The organism is Streptomyces decoyicus (assembly GCF_019880305.1).
In the GTDB taxonomy this organism is placed as follows: domain Bacteria; phylum Actinomycetota; class Actinomycetes; order Streptomycetales; family Streptomycetaceae; genus Streptomyces; species Streptomyces decoyicus.
In genome coordinates this window covers 7807241-7832469 of the sequence record NZ_CP082301.1, presented here as the reverse complement: position 1 = coordinate 7832469, position 25229 = coordinate 7807241, and the positions used below count along the sequence as shown (strand labels likewise).

26 protein-coding genes, 2 pseudogenes and 1 riboswitch are annotated in these 25229 nt (G+C 71.1%); of the genes and pseudogenes, 16 read left to right on the top strand and 12 right to left on the bottom strand.

Annotation, left to right across the window (positions count from 1 at the left end; genetic code table 11):
* Window positions 1-8 precede the first annotated feature (8 nt).
* Complete coding sequence (locus K7C20_RS34170) at window positions 9-323, bottom strand: type II toxin-antitoxin system Phd/YefM family antitoxin (RefSeq protein WP_030076202.1); 315 nt, start codon at window positions 321-323, stop codon at window positions 9-11.
* 58 nt (window positions 324-381) lie between these two features.
* On the opposite strand from K7C20_RS34170, the gene K7C20_RS34165 reads away from it, so the two are divergent.
* The 3 genes from K7C20_RS34165 (at window position 382) to K7C20_RS34155 (ending at window position 2285) form a co-directional block, all read left to right on the top strand.
* Complete coding sequence (locus K7C20_RS34165) at window positions 382-1017, top strand: ATP-dependent Clp protease proteolytic subunit (RefSeq protein WP_030076200.1); 636 nt, start codon at window positions 382-384, stop codon at window positions 1015-1017.
* Window positions 1018-1022: 5 nt separating this feature from the next.
* Window positions 1023-1331 carry a hypothetical protein gene (locus K7C20_RS34160; protein ID WP_030076198.1) on the top strand — a complete coding sequence of 103 codons (309 nt, stop codon included), beginning with the start codon at window positions 1023-1025 and terminating at the stop codon, window positions 1329-1331.
* A 287-nt stretch (window positions 1332-1618) separates the two neighbouring features.
* A riboswitch (cyclic di-AMP (ydaO/yuaA leader) is annotated at window positions 1619-1807 on the top strand.
* A gap of 4 nt (window positions 1808-1811) precedes the next feature.
* Window positions 1812-2285, top strand: coding sequence for a C40 family peptidase (locus K7C20_RS34155; RefSeq protein WP_030076197.1), 474 nt, complete (start codon window positions 1812-1814; stop codon window positions 2283-2285).
* Between the two features lie 241 nt (window positions 2286-2526).
* Here the strand turns inward: K7C20_RS34155 and K7C20_RS34150 are convergent, their stop codons facing one another.
* Window positions 2527-3195, bottom strand: a complete 669-nt coding sequence (locus K7C20_RS34150; RefSeq protein WP_030076195.1) for a LysE family translocator — start codon at window positions 3193-3195, stop codon at window positions 2527-2529.
* Between the two features lie 71 nt (window positions 3196-3266).
* Between K7C20_RS34150 and K7C20_RS34145 the strand changes: the two genes are divergently transcribed.
* Entirely contained in the window at window positions 3267-4181 is a 915-nt protein-coding gene (locus tag K7C20_RS34145; protein WP_053209220.1) for a LysR family transcriptional regulator, read from the top strand.
* 87 nt (window positions 4182-4268) lie between these two features.
* Here K7C20_RS34145 and K7C20_RS34140 read toward each other — a convergent pair whose 3' ends face one another.
* On the bottom strand, window positions 4269-5495 hold the full coding sequence (locus tag K7C20_RS34140; protein ID WP_030076193.1) for an 8-amino-7-oxononanoate synthase: 1227 nt from the start codon (window positions 5493-5495) through the stop codon (window positions 4269-4271).
* Window positions 5496-5651: 156 nt separating this feature from the next.
* Here K7C20_RS34140 and bioB point away from each other — a divergent pair, with 156 nt between their 5' ends.
* The 4 genes from bioB (at window position 5652) to K7C20_RS34120 (ending at window position 9907) form a co-directional block, all read left to right on the top strand.
* Window positions 5652-6803, top strand: coding sequence for a biotin synthase BioB (gene bioB, locus K7C20_RS34135; protein WP_030076191.1), 1152 nt, complete (start codon window positions 5652-5654; stop codon window positions 6801-6803).
* A complete protein-coding gene (locus K7C20_RS34130) occupies window positions 6796-8100 on the top strand; it encodes an adenosylmethionine--8-amino-7-oxononanoate transaminase (RefSeq protein ID WP_053209219.1) in 1305 nt (434 codons plus the stop codon). The genes bioB and K7C20_RS34130 overlap by 8 nt, the downstream gene beginning before the upstream one ends.
* A gap of 102 nt (window positions 8101-8202) precedes the next feature.
* Window positions 8203-8952, top strand: coding sequence for a dethiobiotin synthase (bioD, locus tag K7C20_RS34125; protein WP_280922000.1), 750 nt, complete (start codon window positions 8203-8205; stop codon window positions 8950-8952).
* 283 nt (window positions 8953-9235) lie between these two features.
* The gene (locus K7C20_RS34120) at window positions 9236-9907 is read left to right on the top strand and encodes a class I SAM-dependent methyltransferase (RefSeq protein ID WP_030076183.1); all 672 of its coding nucleotides are present in this window, start codon (window positions 9236-9238) and stop codon (window positions 9905-9907) included.
* 74 nt (window positions 9908-9981) lie between these two features.
* Here the strand turns inward: K7C20_RS34120 and K7C20_RS34115 are convergent, their stop codons facing one another.
* Window positions 9982-10353 carry a hypothetical protein gene (locus K7C20_RS34115; protein ID WP_030076181.1) on the bottom strand — a complete coding sequence of 124 codons (372 nt, stop codon included), beginning with the start codon at window positions 10351-10353 and terminating at the stop codon, window positions 9982-9984.
* Window positions 10350-10622 carry a toxin-antitoxin system HicB family antitoxin gene (locus tag K7C20_RS34110; RefSeq protein WP_048828755.1) on the bottom strand — a complete coding sequence of 91 codons (273 nt, stop codon included), beginning with the start codon at window positions 10620-10622 and terminating at the stop codon, window positions 10350-10352. The genes K7C20_RS34115 and K7C20_RS34110 overlap by 4 nt, the downstream gene beginning before the upstream one ends.
* A gap of 391 nt (window positions 10623-11013) precedes the next feature.
* Here K7C20_RS34110 and K7C20_RS34105 point away from each other — a divergent pair, with 391 nt between their 5' ends.
* On the top strand, window positions 11014-12516 hold the full coding sequence (locus K7C20_RS34105) for an APC family permease (protein ID WP_048828754.1): 1503 nt from the start codon (window positions 11014-11016) through the stop codon (window positions 12514-12516).
* A 172-nt stretch (window positions 12517-12688) separates the two neighbouring features.
* On the opposite strand, the gene K7C20_RS34100 is transcribed toward K7C20_RS34105, so the two are convergent.
* Window positions 12689-13540 carry an aldo/keto reductase gene (locus K7C20_RS34100; protein ID WP_030076175.1) on the bottom strand — a complete coding sequence of 284 codons (852 nt, stop codon included), beginning with the start codon at window positions 13538-13540 and terminating at the stop codon, window positions 12689-12691.
* Window positions 13541-13588: 48 nt separating this feature from the next.
* Complete coding sequence (locus K7C20_RS34095; RefSeq protein WP_030076173.1) at window positions 13589-14572, bottom strand: aldo/keto reductase; 984 nt, start codon at window positions 14570-14572, stop codon at window positions 13589-13591.
* A gap of 313 nt (window positions 14573-14885) precedes the next feature.
* Here K7C20_RS34095 and K7C20_RS34090 point away from each other — a divergent pair.
* Both K7C20_RS34090 and K7C20_RS39545 read left to right on the top strand, forming a co-directional pair.
* A pseudogene (locus K7C20_RS34090) lies at window positions 14886-15809 on the top strand (helix-turn-helix transcriptional regulator).
* A 194-nt stretch (window positions 15810-16003) separates the two neighbouring features.
* Window positions 16004-16386 (top strand): annotated as a pseudogene (locus K7C20_RS39545) (aminoglycoside phosphotransferase family protein); the annotation flags it as partial.
* Window positions 16387-16483: 97 nt separating this feature from the next.
* Here the strand turns inward: K7C20_RS39545 and K7C20_RS34080 are convergent.
* Window positions 16484-17386, bottom strand: coding sequence for a serine hydrolase (locus K7C20_RS34080; RefSeq protein ID WP_030076171.1), 903 nt, complete (start codon window positions 17384-17386; stop codon window positions 16484-16486).
* A complete protein-coding gene (locus K7C20_RS34075; RefSeq protein WP_030076169.1) occupies window positions 17383-18270 on the bottom strand; it encodes a LysR family transcriptional regulator in 888 nt (295 codons plus the stop codon). The genes K7C20_RS34080 and K7C20_RS34075 overlap by 4 nt, the downstream gene beginning before the upstream one ends.
* A gap of 84 nt (window positions 18271-18354) precedes the next feature.
* Here K7C20_RS34075 and bla point away from each other — a divergent pair, with 84 nt between their 5' ends.
* On the top strand, window positions 18355-19290 hold the full coding sequence (gene bla / locus K7C20_RS34070) for a class A beta-lactamase (protein WP_030076167.1): 936 nt from the start codon (window positions 18355-18357) through the stop codon (window positions 19288-19290).
* An 81-nt stretch (window positions 19291-19371) separates the two neighbouring features.
* On the opposite strand, the gene K7C20_RS34065 is transcribed toward bla, so the two are convergent.
* A complete protein-coding gene (locus tag K7C20_RS34065; RefSeq protein WP_048828753.1) occupies window positions 19372-19851 on the bottom strand; it encodes a DUF6194 family protein in 480 nt (159 codons plus the stop codon).
* Between the two features lie 47 nt (window positions 19852-19898).
* Here K7C20_RS34065 and K7C20_RS34060 point away from each other — a divergent pair, with 47 nt between their 5' ends.
* The 3 genes from K7C20_RS34060 (at window position 19899) to K7C20_RS34050 (ending at window position 21767) form a co-directional block, all read left to right on the top strand.
* The gene (locus K7C20_RS34060) at window positions 19899-20648 is read left to right on the top strand and encodes a MerR family transcriptional regulator (RefSeq protein ID WP_030076163.1); all 750 of its coding nucleotides are present in this window, start codon (window positions 19899-19901) and stop codon (window positions 20646-20648) included.
* A 212-nt stretch (window positions 20649-20860) separates the two neighbouring features.
* Window positions 20861-20998: a hypothetical protein gene (locus K7C20_RS34055; protein WP_160328713.1), complete on the top strand. Its 138-nt coding sequence runs from the start codon at window positions 20861-20863 to the stop codon at window positions 20996-20998.
* 49 nt (window positions 20999-21047) lie between these two features.
* The gene (locus tag K7C20_RS34050) at window positions 21048-21767 is read left to right on the top strand and encodes a DUF4232 domain-containing protein (protein WP_030076161.1); all 720 of its coding nucleotides are present in this window, start codon (window positions 21048-21050) and stop codon (window positions 21765-21767) included.
* 136 nt (window positions 21768-21903) lie between these two features.
* Here the strand turns inward: K7C20_RS34050 and K7C20_RS34045 are convergent, their stop codons facing one another.
* Both K7C20_RS34045 and K7C20_RS34040 read right to left on the bottom strand, forming a co-directional pair.
* A complete protein-coding gene (locus tag K7C20_RS34045) occupies window positions 21904-23382 on the bottom strand; it encodes a transcriptional regulator (protein WP_245171144.1) in 1479 nt (492 codons plus the stop codon).
* Window positions 23383-23605: 223 nt separating this feature from the next.
* Window positions 23606-24571, bottom strand: a complete 966-nt coding sequence (locus K7C20_RS34040) for an Lrp/AsnC family transcriptional regulator (protein WP_209443912.1) — start codon at window positions 24569-24571, stop codon at window positions 23606-23608.
* Between the two features lie 118 nt (window positions 24572-24689).
* Between K7C20_RS34040 and K7C20_RS34035 the strand changes: the two genes are divergently transcribed.
* Window positions 24690-24974: a hypothetical protein gene (locus tag K7C20_RS34035; protein ID WP_030076159.1), complete on the top strand. Its 285-nt coding sequence runs from the start codon at window positions 24690-24692 to the stop codon at window positions 24972-24974.
* Window positions 24975-25229: the final 255 nt, after the last annotated feature.

The following is a 25229-nucleotide window of genomic DNA, read 5'->3' as shown; positions in this document are numbered from 1 at the left end:
CTGAACCGTCAGCTCTCGCGACCCGGCCGCCGGTCCCCGGCAGCCGGGTCGCGGTGTTCTGCGGCGATACCGAACCGCCGCCGTTCGCCCGGAGCGGACGGGAGCGGCCGCACGGTGGAGACCGTGCTGATCACCTGCTCGTCCTCCGCGCCCTGTTCGCGCCGCCCCAGCTCTTCAAGTAGCTCCAGGTCAGCGGCAGATACCAGCGCCACCAGCGGCTTGCCGTGGCGAGTGACGACCACCCGCTCGCCGCCGTAGACAACGCGGTTGATCAGATCGGCCAGCTCCGCACGAGCTTGCGTCACCGGAATTTCGTAGGCCATGCTCCCATTCTAACTGGATGTACATCCTGTACATTTTGTACGGAGGAGAGGAGCAGACATGCTGCGACCGACGGCCCGCTATGTCCTTCCGGAGTTCACCGAGCGCACCTCACAGGGGACGCGCACCATGGACCCGTATTCCAAGCTGCTCAGCGAGCGCATCGTCTTCCTGGGCACCCCGATCGACGACGCCTCCGCCAATGACGTGATGGCGCAGTTCATGCACCTCGAACACGCCGCGCCCGAGCAGGACATCTCGCTCTACATCAACTCCCCCGGCGGCTCGTTCACCGCGATGACCGCCATCTACGACACGATGCACTTCGTGTCGTGCGACGTGGAGACCGTCTGCCTGGGGCAGGCCGCCTCCTCCGCCGCGGTACTGCTGGCCGCCGGCGCGCCCGGAAAGCGGCTGGCGCTGCCCGGGGCCCGGATCCTGATCCACCAGCCGTCGTTCAGCGAACCCATCCAGGGGCAGGCCACCGATCTGCAGATCCAGGCGGAGGAGATGCTGCGCACCCGCGACGTCCTGGAGGAGATGCTGGCCAAGCACACCGGGCAGCCCCGCGAGCGGATCGCCGCCGACATCGAGCGGGACAAGATCTTCGACGCCATCGCCGCTCAGGAGTACGGCCTGATCGACGGACTCACCCGCAACCGCAAGCAGTCGGCCCACCTGCCCGTGGCGCGGTGAGCCCGGTGCTGCCCCCCGAACCGCCGCCGCTGCCCGCGCTGACCCGCGCCGAGGGCGAGCTGATCGACAGCTATCTGGAGGTGATCGACCTGCTGGGCCGGATCAACCCGACCCGCTGCGGTGGCACCTACAGCGGACTGCGCGCCGCCCAGGCACTGGTGGGCAAGGCGACCCGTCTACGGGACGCGCTGACACTGATGCACAGCCGGGGCGAGAGCGAAGTGCACCGCGGAACACTGACCCGGGCACTGCGGGTGCTGGACGGCGAACGCCGGACCGGGCTCGTGACGGTGCCGCCACCCGAGGAAATCTGACACGACACGCGCCAGAGGCTGCACATACGGCGTAGCGTCCGCGCCCGATGTGGGGAGGTGACGAATTGCGCGGGGCGGATACATTTTCTCCGGCCCTTGATGTTTCGCCCCTGGTCCGGGGGGTGCAAGACCCCGCGCCGCGGCACCTGAGGGAACAAATCTAACCATTCGGGTCAATTGTGACCCATCTCACATACGGCATTTTCAGCTCGGAATTCGGGTCCCGAGTGCGTGACGATCCCTTCGACGACAAGACCCCGCCACAGCGACGGGGCGGTCCGGACGGGCGCCTAATCCCGCCGCCGTGCGGATGTCCGGTCGACGATGTGGATCGGCGGGAGCGGAGGACCCGAGCAGAGCGGGGTCCCGGCCTTCACGGCCGAGGGCTCCTTGGGGTGAAGCCGTACATACGGCCGGGCATCTTCGCCTGCCCGAACCCGACAGGTCTTCCTTCGCAGGCGGCTGACGAAGGGTTTGCGCATGACCGTGCGCATGCATACGCCGAATCTGCTGGCACGCGCCGGCACTGTCACCGCTCTGACGCTGGTCACCCTCGGCGGGACCACCATGGCTCCAGGAGCGGCCGGGAACGCCGAAGCCGCCTCCGTATCCGTCCATGCGCTGCGGGTCGCGGCTTCCAAGGGAGGATCTCCCTACCGGTACGGCGCCCAAGGGCCGCACGCCTTCGACTGTTCCGGGCTGACGCTGTACTCGTTCAAGCGCGCCGGGCGGGCCCTGCCACGCACCGCCGCCGCGCAGTACAGCCGCACCCGGCACATCTCGGCCGCCTCGCGCCGCCGCGGTGATCTGGTCTTCTTCTACTCGCGCGGCGGCATTTACCACGTCGGTATCTACGCGGGCCGGGGCCGGATGTGGCATGCGCCCAAGGCCGGGAGCGTCGTGCGGCTGGAACGGATCTGGAGCCGCTCGGTCTGGTACGGGCGGGTGCACTGACCTGACCATTCCTCTCACGATCGGTCAATTGCCAGTAGGTTTGGGCCATTTGGCCGGGTGACTTCGCGACTGGGCGAGCTGCTGATGTCCGCGGCCCGCGGGAGCTTCCCGCCCACGGACGGAGCGGTGACCGTGCATTCTGGCCGCCGGGCTCGTGCCGGTGGGCGCCAAGGTGCCGAGGGTGCCGCACGGCGGTCGCGGCTGAGGCGGAGCGGCCGTAGAAGGTTCTGTGGGCGCCCCTTCAGGCGAGCGCCAGTTCCACCAGCAGGATGCCTCCAAGCGCCGTGAGCAGCGCTCCGGTGGTGGCTTCCAGGGCACGGGCCGCCCGCGGGCGGCGCAGCCAGACGCCCAGCCGGTCGACGAGCAGTGCGACGGCGGGGAACCACACCAGTGCCATGGCGACGACCATCGTGGCGAGCAGCAGCGTCCGGGGCAGCGCGGGCTGTCCCGCCGGGACGAACTGCGGGAGCAGGCTGAGGAAGAGAACAGGGGCCTTGGGGTTGAGCGCATTGGTCAGAAAGCCCTGACGCAGGCTCTGTGTGGTGCCCAGGAGAGCGACGGGCCGGGGGACGTCGGCCGGTGCGGTGGCGGCCGGGCCCGCGGTGCGGTCCGTGGTGGCCACAGGGCGGCGGAAGGCCGCGGCCAGGGCGCGGACACCGAGGTACAACAGGTAGCCGCCGCCGAGGAGTTGGACGGCTCCGAAGAGCGTGGGCACGGCGACCAGCACCGCCGCGAGCCCGGCCACCGCCAGCGCGGTGTGCACCAGCAGCCCGCCCGCGACTCCGACGGCGGTCGCCACCCCCGCCCGGCGCGAGTCGAGCGCATTGCGCACCACGACCGCGAAGTCCGCGCCCGGCATGGCGACCATGCCCGCGGCGACTCCGGTGAAGGCGATCAGCTGTCCGTCCATGAGAGCAGCATCGCCGGTCCGAGCCTTTAATAGGTATTGGCAATGTTCTTGGAGAGCCTAAAGAGATTCTTATGTACGATCCCACACGGCTGGCCGCCCTGGTAGCGGTGGCGGAGGCCGGTTCGATCACCCGGGCCGCCGCCCGGCTGGGCTACACCGCTCCCGCGCTCTCCCAGCAGCTCGCCAAGCTGGAGCGGGAGGCCGGAACGGCGCTCCTGGTGCGCCACCATCGCGGGGCTCGGCTGACGGCCGCCGGTGAGCTGCTGCTCGTACGGGCCCGGCGGGTCCTCGACGAGCTGGATCAGGCGCGGCACGAGCTGTCCCGGCTGGCCGGGCTGTCCGGCGGCCGGCTGCGGGTCGGCACGTTCATGACCGCCGGTACGCATCTGCTGCCGCCCGCGCTCAGCGCGTTCCGGCGGGCGCACCCCGATGTGGAGCTGAGCGTGACGGAGTACGTACCGCCACAGGCGACCGCGGCGGTGGCGCTGGGCGAGGTCGATCTGGCGCTGACGCATGAGTATGTGCCGGGCGAGGCGATGCCGGCGCCGGAGGGGGTGCGCCTGGAACCGCTGCTGACCGAGGAGCTGGTGCTGGTCACGGCGCCCGGCCATGCCCTCTCGGCGGGCTCCGGACGGCTGCCGCTCGCGGAGCTGGCCGGTCAGCCGCTGGTCAGCATGGCGCCGGCCAATCCCAACCGGCGGGAGGTGGAGGCGGCACTGGCGGCCGCCGGGGCCAGTGAGGCGGTGCGCTGTGAGTCGCCGAGCTATGCCGTGGTGTGTGCACTGGTGAGCGCGGGGCTCGGAGTGGCGGTGGTCCCGGAGATGGTGGCGGAGGGGGCGCTGACACCGCTGGGGGCCCGCCGGCTGGACCCACCGGAGCTGCACCGCCGGATCTCGGTGGCCTACCGCCTCGGCGGCACCCCGGCCGCGGACACCTTGCGGGCCCTGCTGCGCGGGGCCTTCACCCGCCACTCCCCCGCGCCATGACGGCGGACGGCCGCGGCGGACGGCCGGTTCCGTGGACGGCGGCCTGCCAAGGGGCCGGCCGCCGTACCGCTCCGCACGGTCGCCGGCTCAGCCCGTCGGCGCTGTGGCCACGATCGTGCCGACCGCCCGGTCGAGCTGAGCGTCCGTCAGGTCCGCGCGGGCGGTGAGCCGCAGCCGGGAGATTCCGTCGGGCACGGACGGCGGCCGGAAGCAGCCGACCGCGAGTCCGGCCGCACGGCAGTCGGCGGCCCAGCGGAGCGCCGCTTCCGGCGAGGGGGCACGTACGGAGACCACGGCCGCGTCCGGGCGTACCGCCGTCAGACCCGCCGCGGTGAGCCGCTCGTGCAGCCCCTGAGCGATCCGGACGGCCCGGGCGGCGCGTTGCGGTTCACGGCGCAGCAGCCGTAGCGCGGCGAGGGCGCCACCGGCCGCCGCCGGGGCGAGACCGGTGTCGAAGATGAACGAACGGGCGGTGTTGACCAGATGCTCGATGACCCGGGCCGGGCCGAGCACCACACCGCCCTGGGAGCCGAGCGACTTGGAGAGCGTCATGGTGGCCACCACATCACCGTCACCGGCGAGCCCGGCCGCCGACAGCGCGCCGCGGCCGCCTTCGCCCAGCACCCCCAGGCCGTGTGCGTCGTCGACGAGAAGCCCGGCTCCCCGGGCCCGGCAGACCTCGGCCAGCGCGGGGAGCGGCGCGGCGTCCCCGTCGACCGAGAACACCGAGTCGGTCACGGCGAGCGCCCGGCCGTCGTGGCCGGTCAGCGCGGCACGTACGGCCTCCGGATCGGCGTGCGGGACCACTTGGGTACGGGCCCGGGAGAGCCGGCAGCCGTCGATGAGGGAGGCGTGGTTGCCCGCGTCGGAGACGATCAGGGTGCCCGTGGCGGTGAGTGCCGTGACGGCGGCGAGATTTGCGGCATAGCCGGAGGACAGCACCAAAGCGGCCTCGAAGCCGCAGAATGCCGCGAGTTCCTTCTCCAGCAGGGCGTGCAGCTCGGTGCTGCCGGTGACCAGCCGGGAGCCGGTCGCGCCGGCGCCCCAGCGGTGTGCGGCGCGGCCCGCACCACGGGTGACCTCAAGATGCCGGGCGAGTCCGAGATAGTCGTTGCCGGCCAGATCGAGCAGCGGGGAGTCGGCGGGGCGGGGGCGCAGGGTGCGGACAAGTCCGGCGTCCCGGCGCTCGGCACAGGCCGTATCGAGCCAGTCGAAAGCCGCGTCGTACGCCGCACGGGCGGGCTCGGCGGAGGGCTCGGTGAGCCTCGCCGGGGAGGTGTCGCGAAGCAGCGACGGGGCGGAGTCCTGCGGCATCGGCTTCCTTCGTCTGTCGGCCTCGATTGTGGGCTGTCGATAGACGTTAGCGGTCGTTCCGCAGGCGCACGGTGTGGCGATACACACACCTCGATCGCAGCTCGTTGTGGGAATCCTCCTTTGCCGGGAGCGGTGACGTGCGTCAGGATCAACGCCATGGACCTGCTGAACACACTGGTGGACAAGGGACTGCGGCGCGAGTTGCCGACCCGTGAAGAGGCACTGGCTGTATTGGCCACCTCCGATGACGAACTGCTCGATGTCGTGGCCGCGGCCGGAAAGGTGCGCCGCCAGTGGTTCGGGCGGCGGGTCAAACTCAACTATCTCGTCAACCTCAAGTCGGGGCTGTGCCCCGAGGACTGCTCCTACTGCTCCCAGCGGCTGGGGTCGAAGGCCGAGATCCTCAAGTACACCTGGCTCAAGCCCGACGACGCCTCCAAGGCGGCCGCCGCCGGGGTGGCCGGCGGCGCCAAGCGCGTCTGTCTGGTGGCCAGTGGCCGGGGCCCCACGGACAAGGACGTGGACCGCGTCTCGGAGACGATCTCCGCCATCAAGGAGCAGAACGAGGGAGTGGAGGTCTGCGCCTGCCTCGGTCTGCTCTCCGACGGCCAGGCCGGCCGGCTGCGTGCGGCGGGCGCCGATGCGTACAACCACAACCTCAACACCTCGGAAGCCACATACGGCGACATCTGCACCACGCACGACTTCTCGGACCGGGTCTCCACCGTCCAGCAGGCCCAGGCAGCCGGTATGTCGGCCTGCTCAGGGCTGATCGCCGGTATGGGCGAGAGCGACGCCGACCTCGTCGATGTGGTCTACGCGCTGCGCGAGCTGGACCCTGACTCCGTCCCGGTGAACTTCCTGATTCCGTTCGAGGGCACCCCGCTCGCCAAGGAATGGAACCTCACCCCGCAGCGCGCGCTGCGCATCCTGGCGATGGTGCGGTTCGTCTGCCCGGACATCGAGGTACGGCTGGCCGGCGGCCGTGAGGTGCATCTGCGCAGCATGCAGCCGCTCGCCCTGCACCTGGTCAACTCCATCTTCCTGGGCGACTACCTGACCAGCGAGGGGCAGGCCGGCCAGGACGACCTCGCGATGATCGAGGACGCCGGCTTCGAGGTCGAGGGCACGGACACCACCACACTGCCCGAGCACCGCAGGCAGGGCTGCGACGGGGCGGCCGACGGGGCCGCTGCCGACGCAGAGGCGCCGGCCGCCACCGTCCCGGCACCGTCCGACGAGACCCGCCGCGACCTGGTCTCGGTGCGCCGCCGTGGCGCCGGTACCGACCTGCCCCCCAATGCCTGAGCCGCTCACCCCCGGCGAACTGCTCGCGCTCGACCGGCAGCATGTGTGGCATCCCTACGGGCCGATGCCCGGCAAGGCCGCACCGCTGCTGGTCGAGTCGGCGTCCGGCGTCCGGCTCCGGCTGGCCGAACCGGTCGAGGGCCAGGACGAGTTGGTCGACGGCATGTCCTCCTGGTGGTCGGCCGTACACGGCTACAACCACCCGGTGCTCAATGACGCCGCGCGTGGTCAGCTGGATCGGATGAGCCATGTGATGTTCGGCGGGCTCACCCACGAGCCCGCCGTGCGGCTGGCGAAGCGGCTGGTCGACATCAGCCCGGAGCCGCTTCAGCACGTCTTCCTCGCCGACTCCGGTTCGGTGTCGGTCGAGGTCGCCGTCAAGATGTGCCTCCAGTACTGGCGCTCGCTGGGAAAGCCGCGCAAGCAGCGGCTGTTGACCTGGCGGGGCGGCTATCACGGCGACACCTGGCAGCCGATGTCGGTCTGCGACCCGGACGGCGGCATGCATGAGCTGTGGCAGGGGGTGCTGCCGCGGCAGATCTTCGCGGACACGCCGCCGGCCGGCTTCGATGCCGCGCCCGACGAGGCGTACACGGCACATCTGCGGGAGCTGATCGGCCGGCACGCCGAGGAGCTGGCGGCGGTGATCGTGGAGCCCGTGGTGCAGGGGGCGGGCGGGATGTCGTTCCACTCCCCCGAATATCTTCGGGTGCTGCGGGAGGCCTGCGACGAGCACGGCGTGCTGCTCGTCTTCGACGAGATCGCGACCGGCTTCGGCCGTACCGGCGCGCTCTTCGCCGCCGAACACGCGAGTGTCGCACCCGATGTGATGTGTCTCGGCAAGGCACTGACCGGCGGTTATCTGACCCTGGCGGCGACGCTGTGCACGACGGCCGTCGCGGACGGCATCTCCCGCGGCGCGCTGCCGGTGCTGGCGCACGGCCCCACCTTCATGGGCAATCCGCTCGCCGCCGCCGTCGCCGACGCCTCGATCTCACTGCTGCTGTCCCAGGACTGGGGACAGGAGGTCAAGCGCATCGAGGCGGGGCTGCGGAACGGTCTGGCACCGGCCGCGGACCTCCCCGGGGTGCGCGAGGTACGCGTACTCGGCGCGATCGGTGTCGTCCAGCTCGACCACGAGGTGGACATGGCGGCCGCGACCCGGGCGGCCGTCCGGGAGGGCGTGTGGCTGCGCCCGTTCCGGGATCTGATCTACACCATGCCGCCGTACATCACCGGCGACGACGACGTGGCGCGCATCTGCGCCGCGGTGTGCGCGGCGGCACGGGAAGGCTGAACGCACGGGCGGCGGTGGCCGGTCGAGGACGCTTCGGCCCGCCACCGCCGCTCCCCCTCCCCCGCACGAACCGCTCCCGCACGAGCCGTTCACCCAACAACCATTCGCCGTAACCGCGCGGGATCGGCCGCGCAGAGTCGGAGGCACACCATGTCGGTGCTGTTCGTGACGGGCACGGGCACGGAGATCGGCAAGACCGTGACCACTGCCGCGATCGCCGCGGCGGCGCTCGCCCAGGGGCGTTCGGTGGCGGTGCTCAAACCGGCCCAGACCGGTGTCACGGCGCACGAGAGCGGCGATGCGGCGGAGGTCGAGCGGCTGGCCGGCCCGGTCACCACGGCCGAACTCGCCCGCTTTCCCGACCCGCTGGCGCCCTCGACGGCCGCGCTGCGGGCCGGTCTGCCGCCGGTGCTCCCCCACGAGATCGCCGAGGCGGCCGCCAAACTGGACGCCTCGCACGATCTGGTCCTGGTCGAGGGGGCGGGCGGACTGCTCGTCCGCTTCGACGCGGACGGCCATACCCTCGCCGATGCCGCGCGGCTGGCTGGCGCCCCCGTGCTGGTGGTCGCGCAGGCGGGCCTGGGCACCCTCAACGCCACCGCACTGACCGCGCTGGCGCTGCGTTCGTACGGGCTCGACTCCCCGGGCGTCGTCGTCGGCAGCTGGCCGGCCGAACCCGACCTGGCCTCCCGCTGCAATCTCGCGGACCTCCCGGACGCCGCCGGCGCCCCGCTCCTCGGCCTGATCCCGGAGGGCTCCGGCGGGCTCCCGCCCCGGGCCTTCCGCGCCGCGGCCCCTGGCTGGCTGGCGCCGGTGCTCGGCGGATCGGGCGCGTTCCGTATCCCCGCGTGACGCCGGCGCATCCTTTCGCGTCGGCGCATTCCCTTGTGGCGTCGGCAGCGCACTGCCGCGATGGAGGAACACGCGGAGGAACACGCCTACTCCGGTGCGTCTCGACGCATGGCCACGCACCCAGGACGTGAGCTGCGCAGCGCACCCGCGGCGGTCCGCTCGGATCCCGCCGTCAGCTCGTACAGATGTCCGCACGGCGGATGAGTGCGCTCGTGGCGGCTGGCGGTCCGCCCGGTGGGGAGACTGACAGCAGGAGCGGGCATCGTCGGCGAAAGGGTCGGTCATGTGGCAGCGCAGGAGAGTTCCGCAAGGCAGCGTCCATCACCCCGTGTTCGCCCGCTTCTATGCGAGCTGCTGTGGTCCGGCGGCGGACGCGCGGGCGGGTGTGGCCGCGCTCCGCAGGGAGTTGCTGGCGGGCGCCACGGGGCGGGTCATCGAGGTCGGCGCGGGCACCGGGCTGAATTTTGCGCACTACCCGGGGACGGTCTCGGAGGTGGTGGCGATCGAACCGGAGGCCACACTGCGGGAGGTGGCCAGGTCGGCGGCGGCGCGTGCGGAGGTGCCGGTGGATCTGGTGCCGGGCGTGGCGGAGGCCCTGCCGGTCAAGAGCGAGGCGTTCGATACGGCGGTGGCGTCGCTGGTGCTGTGTTCCGTGCGAGAGGTGCAGCGGGCGCTGGTGGAGCTGCGACGGGTGTTGCGTCCAGGCGGTGAGCTGCGGTTCTTCGAGCACGGGCGGGCCGCGGGGCGCGGGCTGGCGGCGGTGCAGTGGTCGTTGGACCGGACGGTCTGGCCGCTGCTGATGGGCGGCTGTCACACCGGCCGGGACCCGCTGGGCGAGATCCGGACGGCCGGGTTCGAGGTGCTGCGGGTGCGCCGGCTGAAGGTTCCGGAGCGCGGGCCGACGCTGCCCACGTCACCGGCGGTGCTGGGCGTGGCACGGCGGCCGGCCGACTGAGCGGGCCTCGCTACGGCGGGCTGACGGAAGGCCCCCGCGGTGGCCGACCGACTGCCGGGTCCTCGCCACGGCCTTCACACCGTCCAGGTGCGCAGCTCGTCCGCGATGGTGTGGACGTCGGCCGTGCCCTCCTTGACGAGGCGGGCGAGTTCGCGGACCTGCTCGGGAGAGGTGGCGATCTTCAGTCCGCTGGCGACGAGATAGCCATAGGCGACGGCGGTCGCGAACATCGCATTCGAGCGCTCCAACGCCGGTACCTGAAGCAGGAGTTGAAGGAGCGAGGCGGCGCGGTCCTGTGGTTCGGTGTAGACGGGGACGCCGAATATCTCGGCTTCATGGCGGCTGACGGCGGCCACCAGAGCGCCCCAGTCGGTGACCTGGGGGTCTCCGGGGGTGTGCTGTTCGGCGATCAGAAGGAGCCAGGCGAGGTCGATGCGCAGCGTCACGTGGTGCCCGGCAGTCCTTCGTGGTTGGTGGTGGTCGCGGCGCGCGGGGCGCCGCCTGGTTCCAGGCCGAATTCCTCGGCGAAGACGCGCTCGTACTGCTTCATGAAGTCGGAGGCGGCCTCGACGAAGGTCTGGCCGACCTCACCGGCGTCCTTGAGGACGAGCTCCTCGATATAGCGATTCATGCTCACTCCCCGCTGTAGGGCACGCTCTCGCGCCGCTTCGGCGGTGGCCTCGTCCACGCGGACGTTCAGCTGCGTCTTCGCCACCCCTCCAAGCTAGCGCGCATCCGCTAGCAGCGGCAAGCTTCGCAGGTCTGCGCCCGGCCCGAAGAATCGCGCGGGTCAAGGGCCCGGATGCCCGGGGGCGGGGGCCGGAGCAGATCCGGTGTGCGCGCGAGCTGCTCGCGCGGCCCGTACCACCGACCCTGCACACAGCAACTCCGCTCCCCCTTACGTGAGTTGGCACCAGGCCGGGCGTCCAGCCGGTCGTCATGATCCCCGCGCCGTAGCCGGGGCCGCCCGCGACCCCCGCGTGCCGTTGCCGACGCCGCCGAAGCGGATGCCGCACGATGTGTCCGTTGTGCGGCGGGGGCCCACCGGCGGGCTCAGCGACTGACCGGACCGCCCACGACCGCTCGGCCCCAGGAGGACCACCGCAGTGTCCGTCCCAGCCCCCGTCCCGCATCTCAAGCGCAGCCTGCGGCGCTTCGACATCATGGCGATCGGCGTCGCCGCCGTGATCTCCTTCGATGTGATCGGGCAGATCGCCGCCGGCGGTGGCGAGGCCGTCACCTGGATCGCCGTGATCGCGGTGGCGTTTCTACTGCCCTATGCCCTGGTCTTCGCCGAGACCGGAGCCGCGTTCCCGCAGGAAGGCGGGCCCTATGTCTGGGTGGAGCTGGCCTTCGGCCGGCTGGTGGCCGCGCTGACCACCATGTTCTATTGGGTCACCAATCCCGTCTGGCTCGGCGGCTCGCTGGTCTTCGTGGCCGCGCAGGCATGGGACGGGTTCGTCTTCCCGCTCGGCTCGGGCACAGTGGCGGACCACGCCTTCAAGCTGGTCTTCATCTGGGCCGCCATTCTCACCGCGGTGGTCTCGCTCCGCCGCGGCAAATGGATCACCACGGCCGGCGCCGGTGCCAAGGTGTCGGCGCTGGCGTTCTTCACGGGTACGGCGGTGGCATACGGCATCCAGCACGGCTTCCGCGGACTGGCGAGCGCCGGCTTCTCCCCCACCGGGGCGGGATTTCTGGCGCTGGTGCCGGTGTTGCTGTTCGCCTTCGTCGGCTTCGAGGCGCCCAACGCGGCGGGGGACGAGATGCTGGACCCCCAGCGCGATGTACCGGTCGCGATCGGGATGTCGGGAGCCATCGCCACCTGCTGCTATCTGCTGCCGGTGCTGGCCATTCTCTCCGCCGTACCGGCCGGCCATATCACCGGCGTCGGCGGCTTCATGGATGCCGCCCGGCTGGTCTTCGGCATCTACGGGAGCTGGCGCGGCCCGCTGCTGACCGGTGTCGCCGTGCTGTTCGTGGTGGCGTTGCTGACGCAGGGCAGCGCCTGGATGATCGTCGCCGACCGGATGCAGGCCATGGCGGCCGCCGACGGCGGGTTCTTCAGCCGGGGCCTGGGCGCCTTCCATCCACGGCTGGGCACCCCGGTGCGGATGAACCTGCTCTCCGGTGTCACCGCCACCGCCTTCATGGCGGCCGCGATGAACCTGGCGAACGGGGATGCCTCGGCCGTCTTCGGCGTGGTGCTGGCCGTCGCGATCACCACCCTGCTGCTGTCCTACCTCGCCCTGGTCCCCTCCCTGCTGGCGCTGCGGCTGCGCCACCGCGAGGTGCCCCGGCCGTACCAGGCCCCGTTCGGCACCCGGGGCTTCGCCGTCGCGACGCTGCTCGTCTACGCGTGGATCCTGCTCGGGTCGTGGGTGGCCCTGTTTCCCGGCACCCTGGAGCAGCTCTTCGGGATCCCGTACGACTTCCGGGCGATCTGGGGCGTCTCCCGGCTCACCTTCGAGACGTTCACCCTCGGCACCGTCGTCCTGCTGCTCGTGGTCGCGGCTGCCGGTTACCTGATCCAGCATCTGCGCGCCCGGCCCCGCGACGAGGGACACAAGGGTGGACCGGGCCGACGGCGCCGGTACCGGAGGAGCTGACGGGCGGTCGGCTCCGGCGCGTCGGAGCCAGGGGGTCGGGGCCGGGGGTCGGAGCGGGGGGCAGAGCCGGGGGGTCGGAGCCGGGGCGTTCGCACGCGTAGACGGTTTCCACGCCGCGTTCGGCCCGGTGAGAGATCCGCGTCCGGGGCGTGGCCCGATGCTCTCGACGGGCTCAGTCGTCCAGGCGCCGCTTGCCGAGCCAGTCGGCGATCTCCGGGTCGCGGTGGTCGAAGAACAGCGACGTTCCGGTGTCCAGGGTGGCGATGGCCGCCATCTGGTCGTCGGTGAGCGCAAAGTCGAAGACGTCGATGTTCTCCGCCATGCGCTCGGCGCGGACCGACTTGGGGATCGCGACGATGCCGCGCTGGATCAGCCAGCGGAGCGCGACCTGCGCCACGGACTTGCCGTGCTTCTCGCCGATCCCGCTCAGGAGCGGATTCGTGAACAGGTCGTTCCTGCCCTCCGCGAACCCGCCCCACGACTGAATCTGGACCCCGCGCCCGCGCATGACCTCCTGGTCGGCGGTGCGCTGGAAGAACGGGTGGGTTTCGATCTGGTTGACCGCGGGGGCGACCTCGTTGTTGATGATGAGGTCGACGAGCCGGTCGGGGTGGAAGTTGGCGACGCCGATCGCCTTGATGCGGCCCTCGCGGTGCAGGTCCTCCATGGCGCGCCACTGGCCGTAGACGTCGCCGTAGGGCTGGTGCATCAGGTACAGGTCGAGGTATTCGACGCCGAGCTTGTTCAGCGACGCCTCGAAGGCGCGCCGGGTGTGCTCCTGAGCGGGAGCGTCCTGGATCCACAGCTTGGTGGTGAGGAACAGCTCCTCGCGCGGGATGCCGCTGTTCCTGAGGGCCCGGCCGACGGCCGCCTCGTTCTGGTAGGCGGCGGCGGTGTCGAGCAGCCGGTAGCCGGCCGCGAGGGCCTCGGTGACGGCCTGCTCGGTCTGCTCCGGCGGAATCTGGTAGACGCCGAAGCCGAGGATCGGCATCTGGACGCCGTTGTTCAGGGTGACGTGCTGCATGGGATTGCCTTCTGCGCGGGATGAGGGGGATGGGCGGTAGGGGCGGGGTCAGCGTTCGAGCAGGTGCAGGCCCGCTTCCGTATGGGTGGCTCCGGCTGCCGGAGGGAGGCCGGTCAGCCTGTCGCGCTGTTCGGCGGTCAGCTGGACGGCGTCGGCTGCGGTGTTCTCCTCGACCCGGTGGACGCGTTTGGTACCGGGGATGGGGGCGATGTCGTCGCCCTGAGCCAGCAGCCAGGCCAGGGCGACCTGGGCCGGGGTGGCCTCGGCTTCGGCGGCGACGGCCTGGACCTCGTCGGCGATGCGCAGGTTGCGCCGGAAGTTCTCGCCGGTGAAGCGCGGGTTGCCGTGCCGGAAGTCGCCCTCCGTGAAGCCGTCGGTGGAGCGGACCGTGCCGGTGAGAAAGCCGCGGCCCAGGGGCCCGAACGGCACAAACCCGATGTTCAGCTCGCGCAGCAACGGCAGCACCCGTGCCTCGGGATCGCGGGTCCACAGGGAGTACTCCGACTGCACCGCGGTGACGGGATGGACGGCGTGCGCACGGCGGATGGTGTCGGGCCCGGCCTCGGACAGGCCGATGGCGCGGACCTTGCCCTCGGCGACCAGCTCGGCCAGCGCCCCGACGGTCTCCTCGATCGGGGTCTCCGGGTCGACCCGATGCTGGTAGTACAGGTCGATGTGGTCCGTGCCGAGGCGTTCGAGGGAGCCTTCGACGGCGGTGCGGATGTTGGCCGGACTGCTGTCCAGGGTCCACGCACCCGCGCCGGCACCGCCGTGGGAGACGAGGCCGAACTTGGTCGCCAGCACGACCTGGTCACGGCGTCCCTTGAGGGCCCGGCCGAGCAGTTCCTCGTTGGCGTAGGGGCCGTAGATCTCGGCGGTGTCGATGAGGGTGACGCCCAGGTCCAGGGCGCGGTGGAGGGTGCGGAGGGATTCCGCCTCGTCGGTCCCGGAATCGGTGTACCCGTGGGACATCCCCATCGCGCCGAGACCGATCCGGGAAACGTCCAGGTCACGCAGTTTGATGTAGCGCATCAGTATTCTCCGGTTCCTTGCCTCCGGGCGGTTCCACTCTGGCTTGATCACCCTGTGACCGCTCGCTGTGGCGCACGCTGGGACTGCTCACCGTGGGCGCACGGCGTGCGTGCCCGCTCGTGCAGCCGGCCGGCAGCCCTTGCATCTGTCCAGCTCACGATCCCTCCGCGGTGGTACTCGCGGACGGTGCGAGGGCGTCGTGAATCCACCTTCGCGCGGTTTTCGCCCCCGAGGCAGGCCGGGCTCTTCGGGGGTAATGGCAGGGCCCCCCACGGTGCTGCCGCGCAGGCCGGTCCGGTGTGACACTGAAGCCATGGCACCAGAGCGCACCCCCACCAGCGGTGGAAGCGGTGGTATGGAGCTGGGCCGGTTCCTGCGTGCCCGCCGTACCCAGACCACTCCGGAGCAGGTCGGCCTCGCCGTCGGCGCCGGGCTGCGCCGCACCCCGGGGCTGCGCCGGGAAGAACTGGCCACCCTGGCCGGGATCAGCATCGACTACTACGTACGCCTGGAACGCGGCAAGGAGACCCGCCCCAGCCCCTCCGTCCTCGACGCTCTCGCCCGCGCCCTGCACCTCGACGACCAGGAGCACCACCATCTGCGGGAGCTGGCCGCCCGCGCCGCCCGGTACGCCCCCGAACCGCCGCCCGCACCGAGCCGCACCGTGCGCCCCCACCTGAAGCTGCTGCTGGAGTCGATGCGCCCGAACCCGGCCTACATCATCAGCCGCAGCATGGACTTCCTCGCCTGGAACCCCGGCGGCCTCGCCCTGTACGCGGGCCTGGACGACTGGCCCGCCAAGCAACGCAACCTGGCCCGCTACCTCTTCCTCCACCCCACCGCCCGCGAGCTGTTCCCCGACTGGACACCCAGGTACGCGCCTGCGTCTCCCGCCTCCGCGCCATCGCCGGCACCGCGCCCGACGCCCCCGACCTGACCAACCTCGTAGGCGAACTCCTGCTCAAGAGCCCCGACTTCGCCAAGCTCTGGGAACGCTACGACGTGACCGGACGCAAACCCGCGCACAAGACCTTCCACCACCCCCACGTCGGCACGATCACCCTCACCGCCCAGGCCATGCACCTGGAGGGCAACCCCGGGCCAGCGCCTCGGCGTCTACGTCGCGGACCCCGGCACCCCCGACCACGACGCCCTGCTCCTGCTGGACCTGACCGCACCGCAGCCGGCTCCACGACCCGCGGAGCGAAACCCGGAGCAGTCCCACAGACCGTCCTGACCCCGGACGCCGTCAGGCTGTGCGGGGGCTCGCCGGTCAACGCGCCGACCTTTGCTGAGCGTCTGAGCGTGTGCGGACCACCTCGGTTGCCGTTATTGAGGTGATCGCGGCGGGGGTGGCCGGCCAGACTGGCGCTGTGATGCACGAGGAAGAGCAGCCGTTGACCGGTGGGAACGTCAGCGGCGGCGTCGTCCAACCTCGTGGTCGGCGAAGAGAGCGAGTGGGCCTTCATCGACTGGGACACGGCCGCCCCGGGATCCCGGCTGTGGGATGTCGCGTATGCCCTGCACGGCTTCATCCCGTTGTCGGCGCATCCCGGCCGACGGCGCACCGATGCCGGGGGCCGGCTGCGGATCTTTGCCGACGCTTACGGTCTCGACGAGGCCGAACGGCGTCAGCCCCTCTGCTGGGGCGCCGTACGCGCTCCATGCATGACTTCCTGCGGGATCAGTCCACCCTGGGCAACCAGCCCTGGGCGACCCTGTGGGCACAAGGTCACGGCGACGCCTGGCGAAGTGACGCCGAATACACCGAGCAGCGGGCAGAACGATGGGCGAGTGCCCTGCTCGCCGGCTGACGAGCCGGCTGACGAGCCGAACCTGCCGCAGGATCAGGAATCAGGAATCAGGAATCAGGAATCAGGAATCAGGAATCAGGAATCAGGTGGAGTGTTCTCACTGGGCGCGCAGGTGGTCGTGCATGGTCCGTGCGACCTGGGCCATGACCGCTTCGGCGGCCGGTTGAGTTGCCGCCGGGACCATGGACTCGGTCAGTGCGGCGATGGCGAAGGTGCCGCCGTCGTCGTGCTCGACCACGCCTGTTTCGTGGCGGAGGTTCAGCAGGGTGCCGGTCTTCGACGACCACTTCGAGGCGTCCGAGCTGAAGTCGGGCGCCAGTCGGTGCCGGATCACGTTGTGGCCCATGAACGAGCGCACCTGCGCGGCAACGCCGGGCGGAAAGCGTGCCGAGAGCCACAGGGCTTCCAGAAGGTCGACGAAGGCGCGCGCGGAGCCCGAGTTCGCTCTGCTCACATCGAGTTGTGGGATCGGGTGGCCTCGTCCTGCCGTACGTGATCCGATCGCGAGCGAGTGGGCAAGGTGCACGTCGCCCGGGTCGAATTGCTCGGCCGGGGTTTCGACAAGGTCACGCATGCGGTGCCGAACTGCGATGCCGCTGATTCCGGTGGCGCGCAGGGTCCGGGTGACCTCGGTGGGCGAGACCAGGTCGAACAGCGCGTCCGAGGCGGCGTTGTCGCTGAGCGCCGTACTGAGGTAGAGCAGGTCGTCGACCGCGATCCGCGCGGGGTGACGGAATCTGCTGAGTCCCACCGGCCCCGGGGACGCGATGCGCCCCGGCTCGACGTCGATCATCGCGGCTCCGTCGATGCGCCCGTCGTGGATGCGGTCCAGCACGGCGACGGCGAGCGGCACCTTCACCAGCGATGCCACCGGGAACTCGATATCGGGATCGATGCCGATCTCCTCGCCGGTGGACAGATCGCGTACCAGGAAGGAACCCGACAGGCCCGCTGTGGCAAGAACACCGCGGAGTTCCTGTGTGAGTCGCTCGGCGCTCATGCACGCTCCTTTGTATCCGTGGGCGCTCCCAGGGCGCGGGCCACCTGCGTCCAGAGGCCGGCCTGCACCCGGTCCGCATCGTCACCGGCCACCGCTGACACGCTGTAGCCGCGGGCAACGGGCGCTCCCGCCAGCCGGCGCCAGCACAGCCCCAGATCATCCGCTTGCGCCGCCGAGCACAGGAGAAAGTCGTCCGTGTGCATCGTCGCGGCCACGGCGGCGGTCAGCGATGCGGCGACCGCGACCTGTGCAGGCACGAGCGCGACACGATGACCGGTCTGCGCCAAACGGTCCCGGATATGGGGAACATCGTCTTCCGGCTGGATCCAGATGCGCCGGAACGAGCGTTGCGCCCTGCCGGGCCGCAAGGTCTCGAGGTGGAGCGGCCCCCTGCCGCTGTCCGCCGGGGAAGCGACACCGAGCGGCACCGTCCAATCGGCGCCTGCCGGTGGCACCGCGACGAGGGCGGCCCGGACTTCGCGGGACCGGAGCAGTTCCGTACGTTCCGCCGGGCCGGCGGTACGGAAGTCCAGGACGGTGTCCTCGTCGCGAGCGGCCGCGTCGAGCATCGCCAAGTGCCGGACCGAGCAGGTCTCGGGCACCGCGAGACCGAACGGCCGGAGCTTCGCCTGCTCGGCGTGGTACTCCAGCGCCTCCGCCAACTGCACGAGCCGCTTCGCCGACGGAAGCATGTCGCGCCCGAACGCGGTGAGCGCCGCCCGCCGCGTGGAGCGATCGAACAGCCGCTCCCCGAAATGCTCCTCGAGCGCGGCAACCCGTCGGCTCGCCACGGACTGCGGCACGCGGACAGCCTCGGCGCCGAGGGTGAAGCTGCCACGCTCGCCCACTTGTACGAACACCCGACACGCCGCCACCAGATCCACAACCGTCACCGTATGCCAAAACAGCATGCGAAGGCACGTTTGCGTCTTTGACCGCATGAACTGCTGCCGGAAAGGGTGTCGGACATGATCTCTTCCAAGCGCAGGACAGCCCTCTCCGCAGCCACTCTCGTGCTCGCATCGGGCCTGCTGAGCGGATGCACGGGGAGCAGCGACACCGGTCCGGCCGGGCCGGCGTCCTCAACCGCCTCGGCATCAACCGACTCGGCCCCCTCGCGGGACCGCGCCGCCAAGGCCCTCGCGCAGGTCGAGCGCCGATTCCATGCCCGCCTCGGTGTGTACATGCTGGACACCGGGACGGGCCGCACGGTGACGTACCGAGCGGGCGAGCGGTTCGCGCACGCCTCGACCTTCAAGGCCCTCGCTGCCGGGGTCGTGCTCAAGCGCAGCACGGACGACGAGCTCAACCGTGTCATCCGCTACAGCGCCTCGGACCTCGAAGACTACGCACCGATCACCAAGCGGCACGTGGACCAGGGAATGACGCTGCGCGACCTCGTCAAGGCCGCGCTGCAGTACAGCGACAACACGGCCGCCAACCTGCTCCTGGACCAGCTCGGTGGGCCTGCCGGGCTGCAAAAGGCGCTCCGCGCGATGGGAGACGCGACGACTCGGGTCAACCGGACCGAACCGACGCTCAATGAAGCGAAGCCCGGCGACACCCGGGACACCAGCACTCCGCGCACTCTCGGCACCGATCTGCGCGGGTTCGTCCTCGGAGACGTGCTGCCCGAAGGCCGGCGGCAACTGCTCACGGGGTGGCTCCGCGGGAACACGACCGGGGGCCCCTACATCAGGGCAGGAGTCCCCTCCGGATGGAAGGTCGGTGACAAGACGGGCAACGGCGGGTACGGCACGCGCAATGACATCGCGATCGTCTGGCCGGCCAGCGGGGCTCCGGTCGTCGTCGCCGTCCTGTCCGACCGCGGCTCCAAGGACGCGGCCTCCGATGACGCCCTGATCAAGGACGCCACGAAGGCCGGCCTCGCAGCCCTCCGCTGAACACCCGCCGTCGAGCACCCGCCCGCCGCGCACCCTCCAACGGCCGGCCCCGGCCCGTCTGCCCACGTGGCCGGGACCGCGTCAGTCGCTCTCCGGTGACCCTCCCGGTTCATGTCGCCGCGCGAACCTGGCACGAGCCGCGTCGTGGGCACCGCGCAGAAGCTGCAGCACCGTGTCCGTGTTCTTCTCGCCGGGATTGACGACAGCGAGCCAGCCGAGTGCCCCGTATACCGGATGCGGCATCACCGTGTCGGCGGCGGTGTAGTCGCGAGGTCGGGTGAGGCTGCGTGGCTCCTCAGCCGTGAACTCCCGGAACGTCGCACGCTCGACGTGGATGTTCACCCGCCACCGTCCCGGAGCGTCGAGGTCGCAAGCGGTGTCGTCGGGGTAGTTCTTGACGACGATCGTTCCGTAAGGCTGAACGTTCTGCGGAAGCTGACCGTCGGGGGCGAAGTAGAAGAAGGCGTCGCCCCACGCGAGCTCGGGAAAGTCGCCGCCCGGCTCCGGGACGACCACGAGCGCGCCGTCGAAGCCCCGCACGGTCGCAATGATCTGTTCCATACTCATGGTTCAAGCATCACCTTCAAGTGCTTATGTGGGGTTGGCCGATGGGCGAGCTGGTGAGCGGTTCGCCACGCGTACCGCTCCGAACCGTCGATGTCGCCAGAGAGTCGGGGTACTCGGTACAACAGGTGCGCGACCTGGAGCGGCTGGGAGTCATTCCCGCGGCCGCTCGATCGAGCAACGGCTACCGCTCCTACACACCGCTTCACGTGCACGCTCTTCGGGCCTACCGAGGACTCGCGGGTGCGGTGGGGCCGGTCGCGGCCCGGCAGTTGCTGGCGGAGCTGCGAACGGCGACGACCGCGGAGGCCGCGTCGGCGGTCAACACGGTGCATGTCCGGCTCGCCCGGGAACGCGAGGAGGTTCTGCGCGCTCAACGGGCCTTGCGGGCGATCCAGGCCGAAGCGGACACCAGCGAGTTCGAGCAGGAGAGGGACGCGATGACGATCACGGAGCTCGCCGAAGCGCTCAACGTACGACCCTCGACCCTGCGGTTCTGGGAGCAGGAAGGACTTGTCACCCCCGAGCGGGTGACGTCACTGCGCGCCCGCCGCTACGGCCTGTCAGCCATCGGAGCGGCACGCATCGTCGTGGCTCTCCGCGGCGCCGGCTACGGCATTCCCGCAGTGCGCGAGGCCATGGACTCCCTGCAGCGGCTCGACGGCCTGGAAGAGACCCAACGCATCCTGCGGCACCGTGCGGACCAGATCGCCACACGCACCATGGAGCTCCTCCGTGCGGGCTCGGACCTGGCCACCGTCGTTGCGTCGGCCCAGGATCCCGCGACCACCTAGGGCCTGATCCAAACGGCAGGACCTGGGCCATGGGGGCGGTGGGGAATTGCTCACGGCATTCCGTCACGGCGTCCCGTCACGGCGTCCCAGGGAACATTGGTTTCCGCAGGTCAGAGGCGCTACGAACGTTCCGGTGTCCCATTTTCCGCGTCGGCCGTGGCAGCCGGGACGGAGGGCGCCGCAAGCTGAGGTCAGCAAGCAACCACGACCTCATGCCGAAGGAAGAAGTCATGCGGATCCGCTTCGTACGCCGCCGGTTCCGCAACGCCGATGTCGCCGATGCGGTGGCTGTGGCCGTGCTCGCCGCATCAGCCGCGACCGTCTTCCTCCTGGTCGTCAGCCGTCTTTGACGGCACGCATTCCGACCCCAGCCAACCGAACAGAAGGCACCCACTCGCCATGCGCACCACCCGTCGCGCCACCCATGTCGTCGCCTCCGCCGCCGCCCTGACGGCGGTCCTCGCACTGACCGCCTGCCAGAACGACACCAAGGACACCGGCAGCCCTGCCCCGTCCGCGTCCTCCCAGTCCGCGGCCGGTGGGCAGGGTGCCCCGTCCCCCTCGGATGGGAAGGGCCCGGCCGAGGGCGGTCACGCCTCAAAGACCGCCGCGGCGGGTGCCGCCGGCAACGGGAACGCCGGCAAGAAGGGTTCGGGGCAGCCCTCCGGCCAGGGCTCCGGAAGCCGGACCACGACCGTCGCCTGCACCGGTGCGCACGTCAAGGTCACCGTGACCAAGGTCAAGCGCCCCCTCAACCACATGCTGCTGACCGCGACCAACACCGGCTCCGCGCCCTGCAACGCCTACGGCGCGCCCTACCTCCGCTGGGACGACGCCCAGGCCGCCACCACGTTCCTCGAGGCGTCCAAGCCGCAGGCCGTGGTCACGCTCGCGCCGGGCGAGTCGGCGTACGCGGGGATCATGTACCAGTCGGCGGACGGCTCGGGCAACAGCGGCCACACTGCCCGCACTCTGGGCGTCCTCTTCGGCAACCGGGCGGGCAACGGCTCCACCGGCCCGGCTGTGCAACTCCCCCTGCCCAACGGAGGCGTCCTCACCGACAGTTCGGCCTGGGTCACCTACTGGCAGTCCCGCGCCCAGGACGCGCTGACCTGGTGAACGATCGCCACTGATCGCTGACCTGGTGAACCCGTCACTGATCACGGCCGGAGCCTGACCACGGCCGGGAACCTGACCACGGCCGGGAACCTGACCACGGCCGGAACCTGGCCCCGGTAGCTGCCCGGGGCCGGGTTCAGCCGTTCTCCTTCGGAGTGGGAATCCATTCGTTGCCGCCCAGCGGGTAGTCGTACTGCGGCCGGCCCTCCATCCCAGCGGTGTGGAACGGCTCCCCGTTGTCGTCGATGCGGAGCGTGCCGTGCCGGTTGCCGCTGGACCACTCCAGCTCCATGTACCAGCGCACCGCTCGGGCCCCCGCCCGCGCGGTGACCTTGAAGACCTCGGGGTCCCGCTCGGTCACCTTGTAGGGGAAGTCCCGCTGTCCGCCCTCCGGCGCGACCCTCGGCTGCGCCGCGGCCAGGGCCACCCCGAACGTCTTCGGGGTGATGCCGCCCCCGCAGCCCACGCCCATGCTGAAGGCGTTCCAGGCGGGCGGCGCGGAAGTACTCACCACCCGCACCCGCAGCGCATGCAGCACCACGGTCCCCTCCCCCGCGCCCTGCACCGACACCTGCACCAGCTGACTGCCCGCAGAGACCGCCCCCAGCGCCGCAATCCAGCCCCGGGCGTCCTGTTCGGGGGGCGGCGGAGGCATCTTGCCCGGTTCCCGGTCGACCAAGTAGCGCTGGCTGCACGGGTCCTCCCAACGGTACGGGCGGACATCCACACTCACCGGAAGCCCGGCCCGGTCGGCCGTGCCCGGAGTGGTCGCCCGGCCGCCGCCGGACGCCTTGCCTCCAGGCGTACGGGACGGGGACGGACTCACGCTCCCCCTCCCGGTCGGCTTCGCGGACGACGACGGCGACCGGCCGTCCTCGGTCCTCGCCGCCTCGTGACCGCTCTCCGGGCTCGTGGTCCGCCCCACTGCCGCCTTCCGGCCGGGCCCGCCCCCGTCGGCGACCAGTCCGGCGGCCAGCGCGGCGGACGCGGCCACGGCGGCCACGGCGATTCCGGCCGCCAGTGCGAAACGCCGCCGGCCGCCCCCGGGCCCCACCTGGGCCACGGGCCGCCCCTCGGGGCGGATCACTGCGCCCCGGCCGGGGGCGGATACGGAGGCGGCGTCGGAGTCGGAGTCGGTGTCGGATCCGGTGTCGGTCGCGAGGGGAGCCGTTGGCGGCACGGGTGCGGCCTCGGGCTCGGCGTCGGATTCGGGTGCAGGCTCAGGCCCGGAGTCGGGCTCAGGCCCGGACTGCTGCTCGGACGCAGGCTCGGCCTCGCGCCCGGCCCCGGGCCCGGCAACCATCCCTGCCCCCGCGGCAACACCCGCCCTGTCGCCGCCCCCTTGCTTACGGTCCCGCTCCCGGCGTCGCGCCTCGTCCGCCAGGATCCACTGCCGGTGCAGCTCCACCAGCTCGTCCGGCGTCGCCCGGCACAGCCGTGCCAGCCGCTCCAGCGGAGCGTATTGCGTCGGTACCGCATCACCGTTGCAGTAGCGGTGCAGCGTCGACGTGCTCATGTGCAGCCGCTTGGCGAGCACCCCGTAGCTTTTCCCGGAGCGGTCCTTCAACTCCTTGAGCAGCGACGCGACGCCGGACGTTCCCTCAGCCCCCTGCACTGTCAACTCCCTCCCCGCCCATGCGCACCGCGCACGGACCATTCACCCGACACAACCGCCCCGAGCCTCCCCGAGCCGCCCCCACATCGCCAACTTCCCTCCCATTTTCGGACTCTCCAGGCGGCGGGCCGGCAGCTGACCGGGCGGGCCGCTGCGGGCCTCCGACGTCCCCTACGTGAGGACCATGATCGCGCAAGCCCGACCGGATCGGTATGTGACGCCATCACCGTGCTCTGGCCCCCGCACCGGCCGACGCTCCCCCACCGCGGTCCTGGGCACCGGCTCCACGGGACTCAGGGGCGGGCCGTCCAGTACCGCTTGAACACTTCCATCTGCAGGGAGCATTCCAGGGAGGTGACTTCCTCGCTGCCCTCGAAACCGCCGGTGAGGAAGTCGGCGAGGTGCTCTCGTCGCGAAAGACACCTCCGTAGGTGAAAACCGAAGCGGCTGCCGTGAGGGCGAGGAACCGCGTCGCCGGGTGATCCGCGAGGGAGGCGGCGAGGCGCCGTACGGCCCCGGGGCGACAGCCGATGCTCAGCACCACCTCGACCGCGTAGCCGATGTCCCGTGGGTCGACCTCGACGCGGGGACGCAACAGGCCGGATTCGAGCAAGGCGGCGACGGTGCGGCGGGCGCGGGACTCGGTGATGTCGAGGGTGCGGGCAAGGGTGGAGAAGGGCATCCGGGCGTCGTGGCGCAGGACGGCGACGGTGTCGCGTTCCAGGCCGGTCAGCGGGGTGTCGCGCGGGTGGGCGGAATACTGGACGGTGTTCTGCCCGGCGAGCGCGTCGATTTGACCGGACGTCAGGCGAGGTAGTCGCCAGGCCGAAGTGCTGGTGAGCCGGCGCAGCATCCACTCGGTGCGCAGAGTGCGGGCCCCCGGCACCGCGGGCAGTTCGGTGGTGAGGGCCCGGGTCGTGTCGGCCCGGGTGGGGCCGTGCAGCATGCAGAAGACGTCTGCCGCTCCGGACGCGAGCGCCACGAAGGGGGTGTCGGCGCGCGCGGCGAGGGCTCGTGCCACCTCGGGGGCCCGCCCGGGGGCGGTGCCGATCCACACGGTGGCGGGCAGGCCTTCGGCCAGCAGCGACCACTCGATTTCGCAGATCACCCGCATCGCCCCCTCGTCGACGAGGCGGGCGTAGCGGCGGGCGACGGTGCGGGCCGGAATGCGGCACGGACGGCACGCCATGCGCATGAAAACGGCACGCAGCGCAGTAGGGCTGAGGCCGCGCCGACGGCCACCACCACAACCGCGGCAAGCGCGGCGGCTGCGTCCCGCGCCTGCCGCCACCTGCCCCGGAGAACTCATGAATGCGATCACCCTCGGAGACGTCTCGGTGCTGCGGACGGTGGAGTACGAAGGCACGACCCGGCTGCCGGAGGAGATGTTCGGCGACATACCGGGCGAGGCCTGGGAAGCCCACCGGCCCTGGCTCTCCCCCGACTTCTGGGACGTGCGGACGGGACTGCTCAGGTCGTGCGTGCAGACCTGGGTGCTGCGCACCGCCGGCCGGACGATCCTGATCGACACCGGGCTGGGCGACGCCAAGGAACGCCCCGCCATGCCGGCCTTCCACCGGCTGAACACGTGATACCTCCCCCGCACGCCGACCGCACGCCGACTGCCTTGCCGACGCCCCGTCAGTTCCGCCCGGAGGGCCCCGGTCTCGTCGGCCGGAAGGGCGTCGTTCCAGAAGGTGTGCCACGAAGGCGTCCCAGGAAGGCGTTCCAGGCAAAGGGCCTTTTCGCAGGTCAAAGCCCATCTCGGCATTCCAGCGTTCTTAGTTGGCCCGGAATCGTTGCCGTGCGGACCACCCGCCCCGCAGGCTGTCCACGGCATTGCCGAA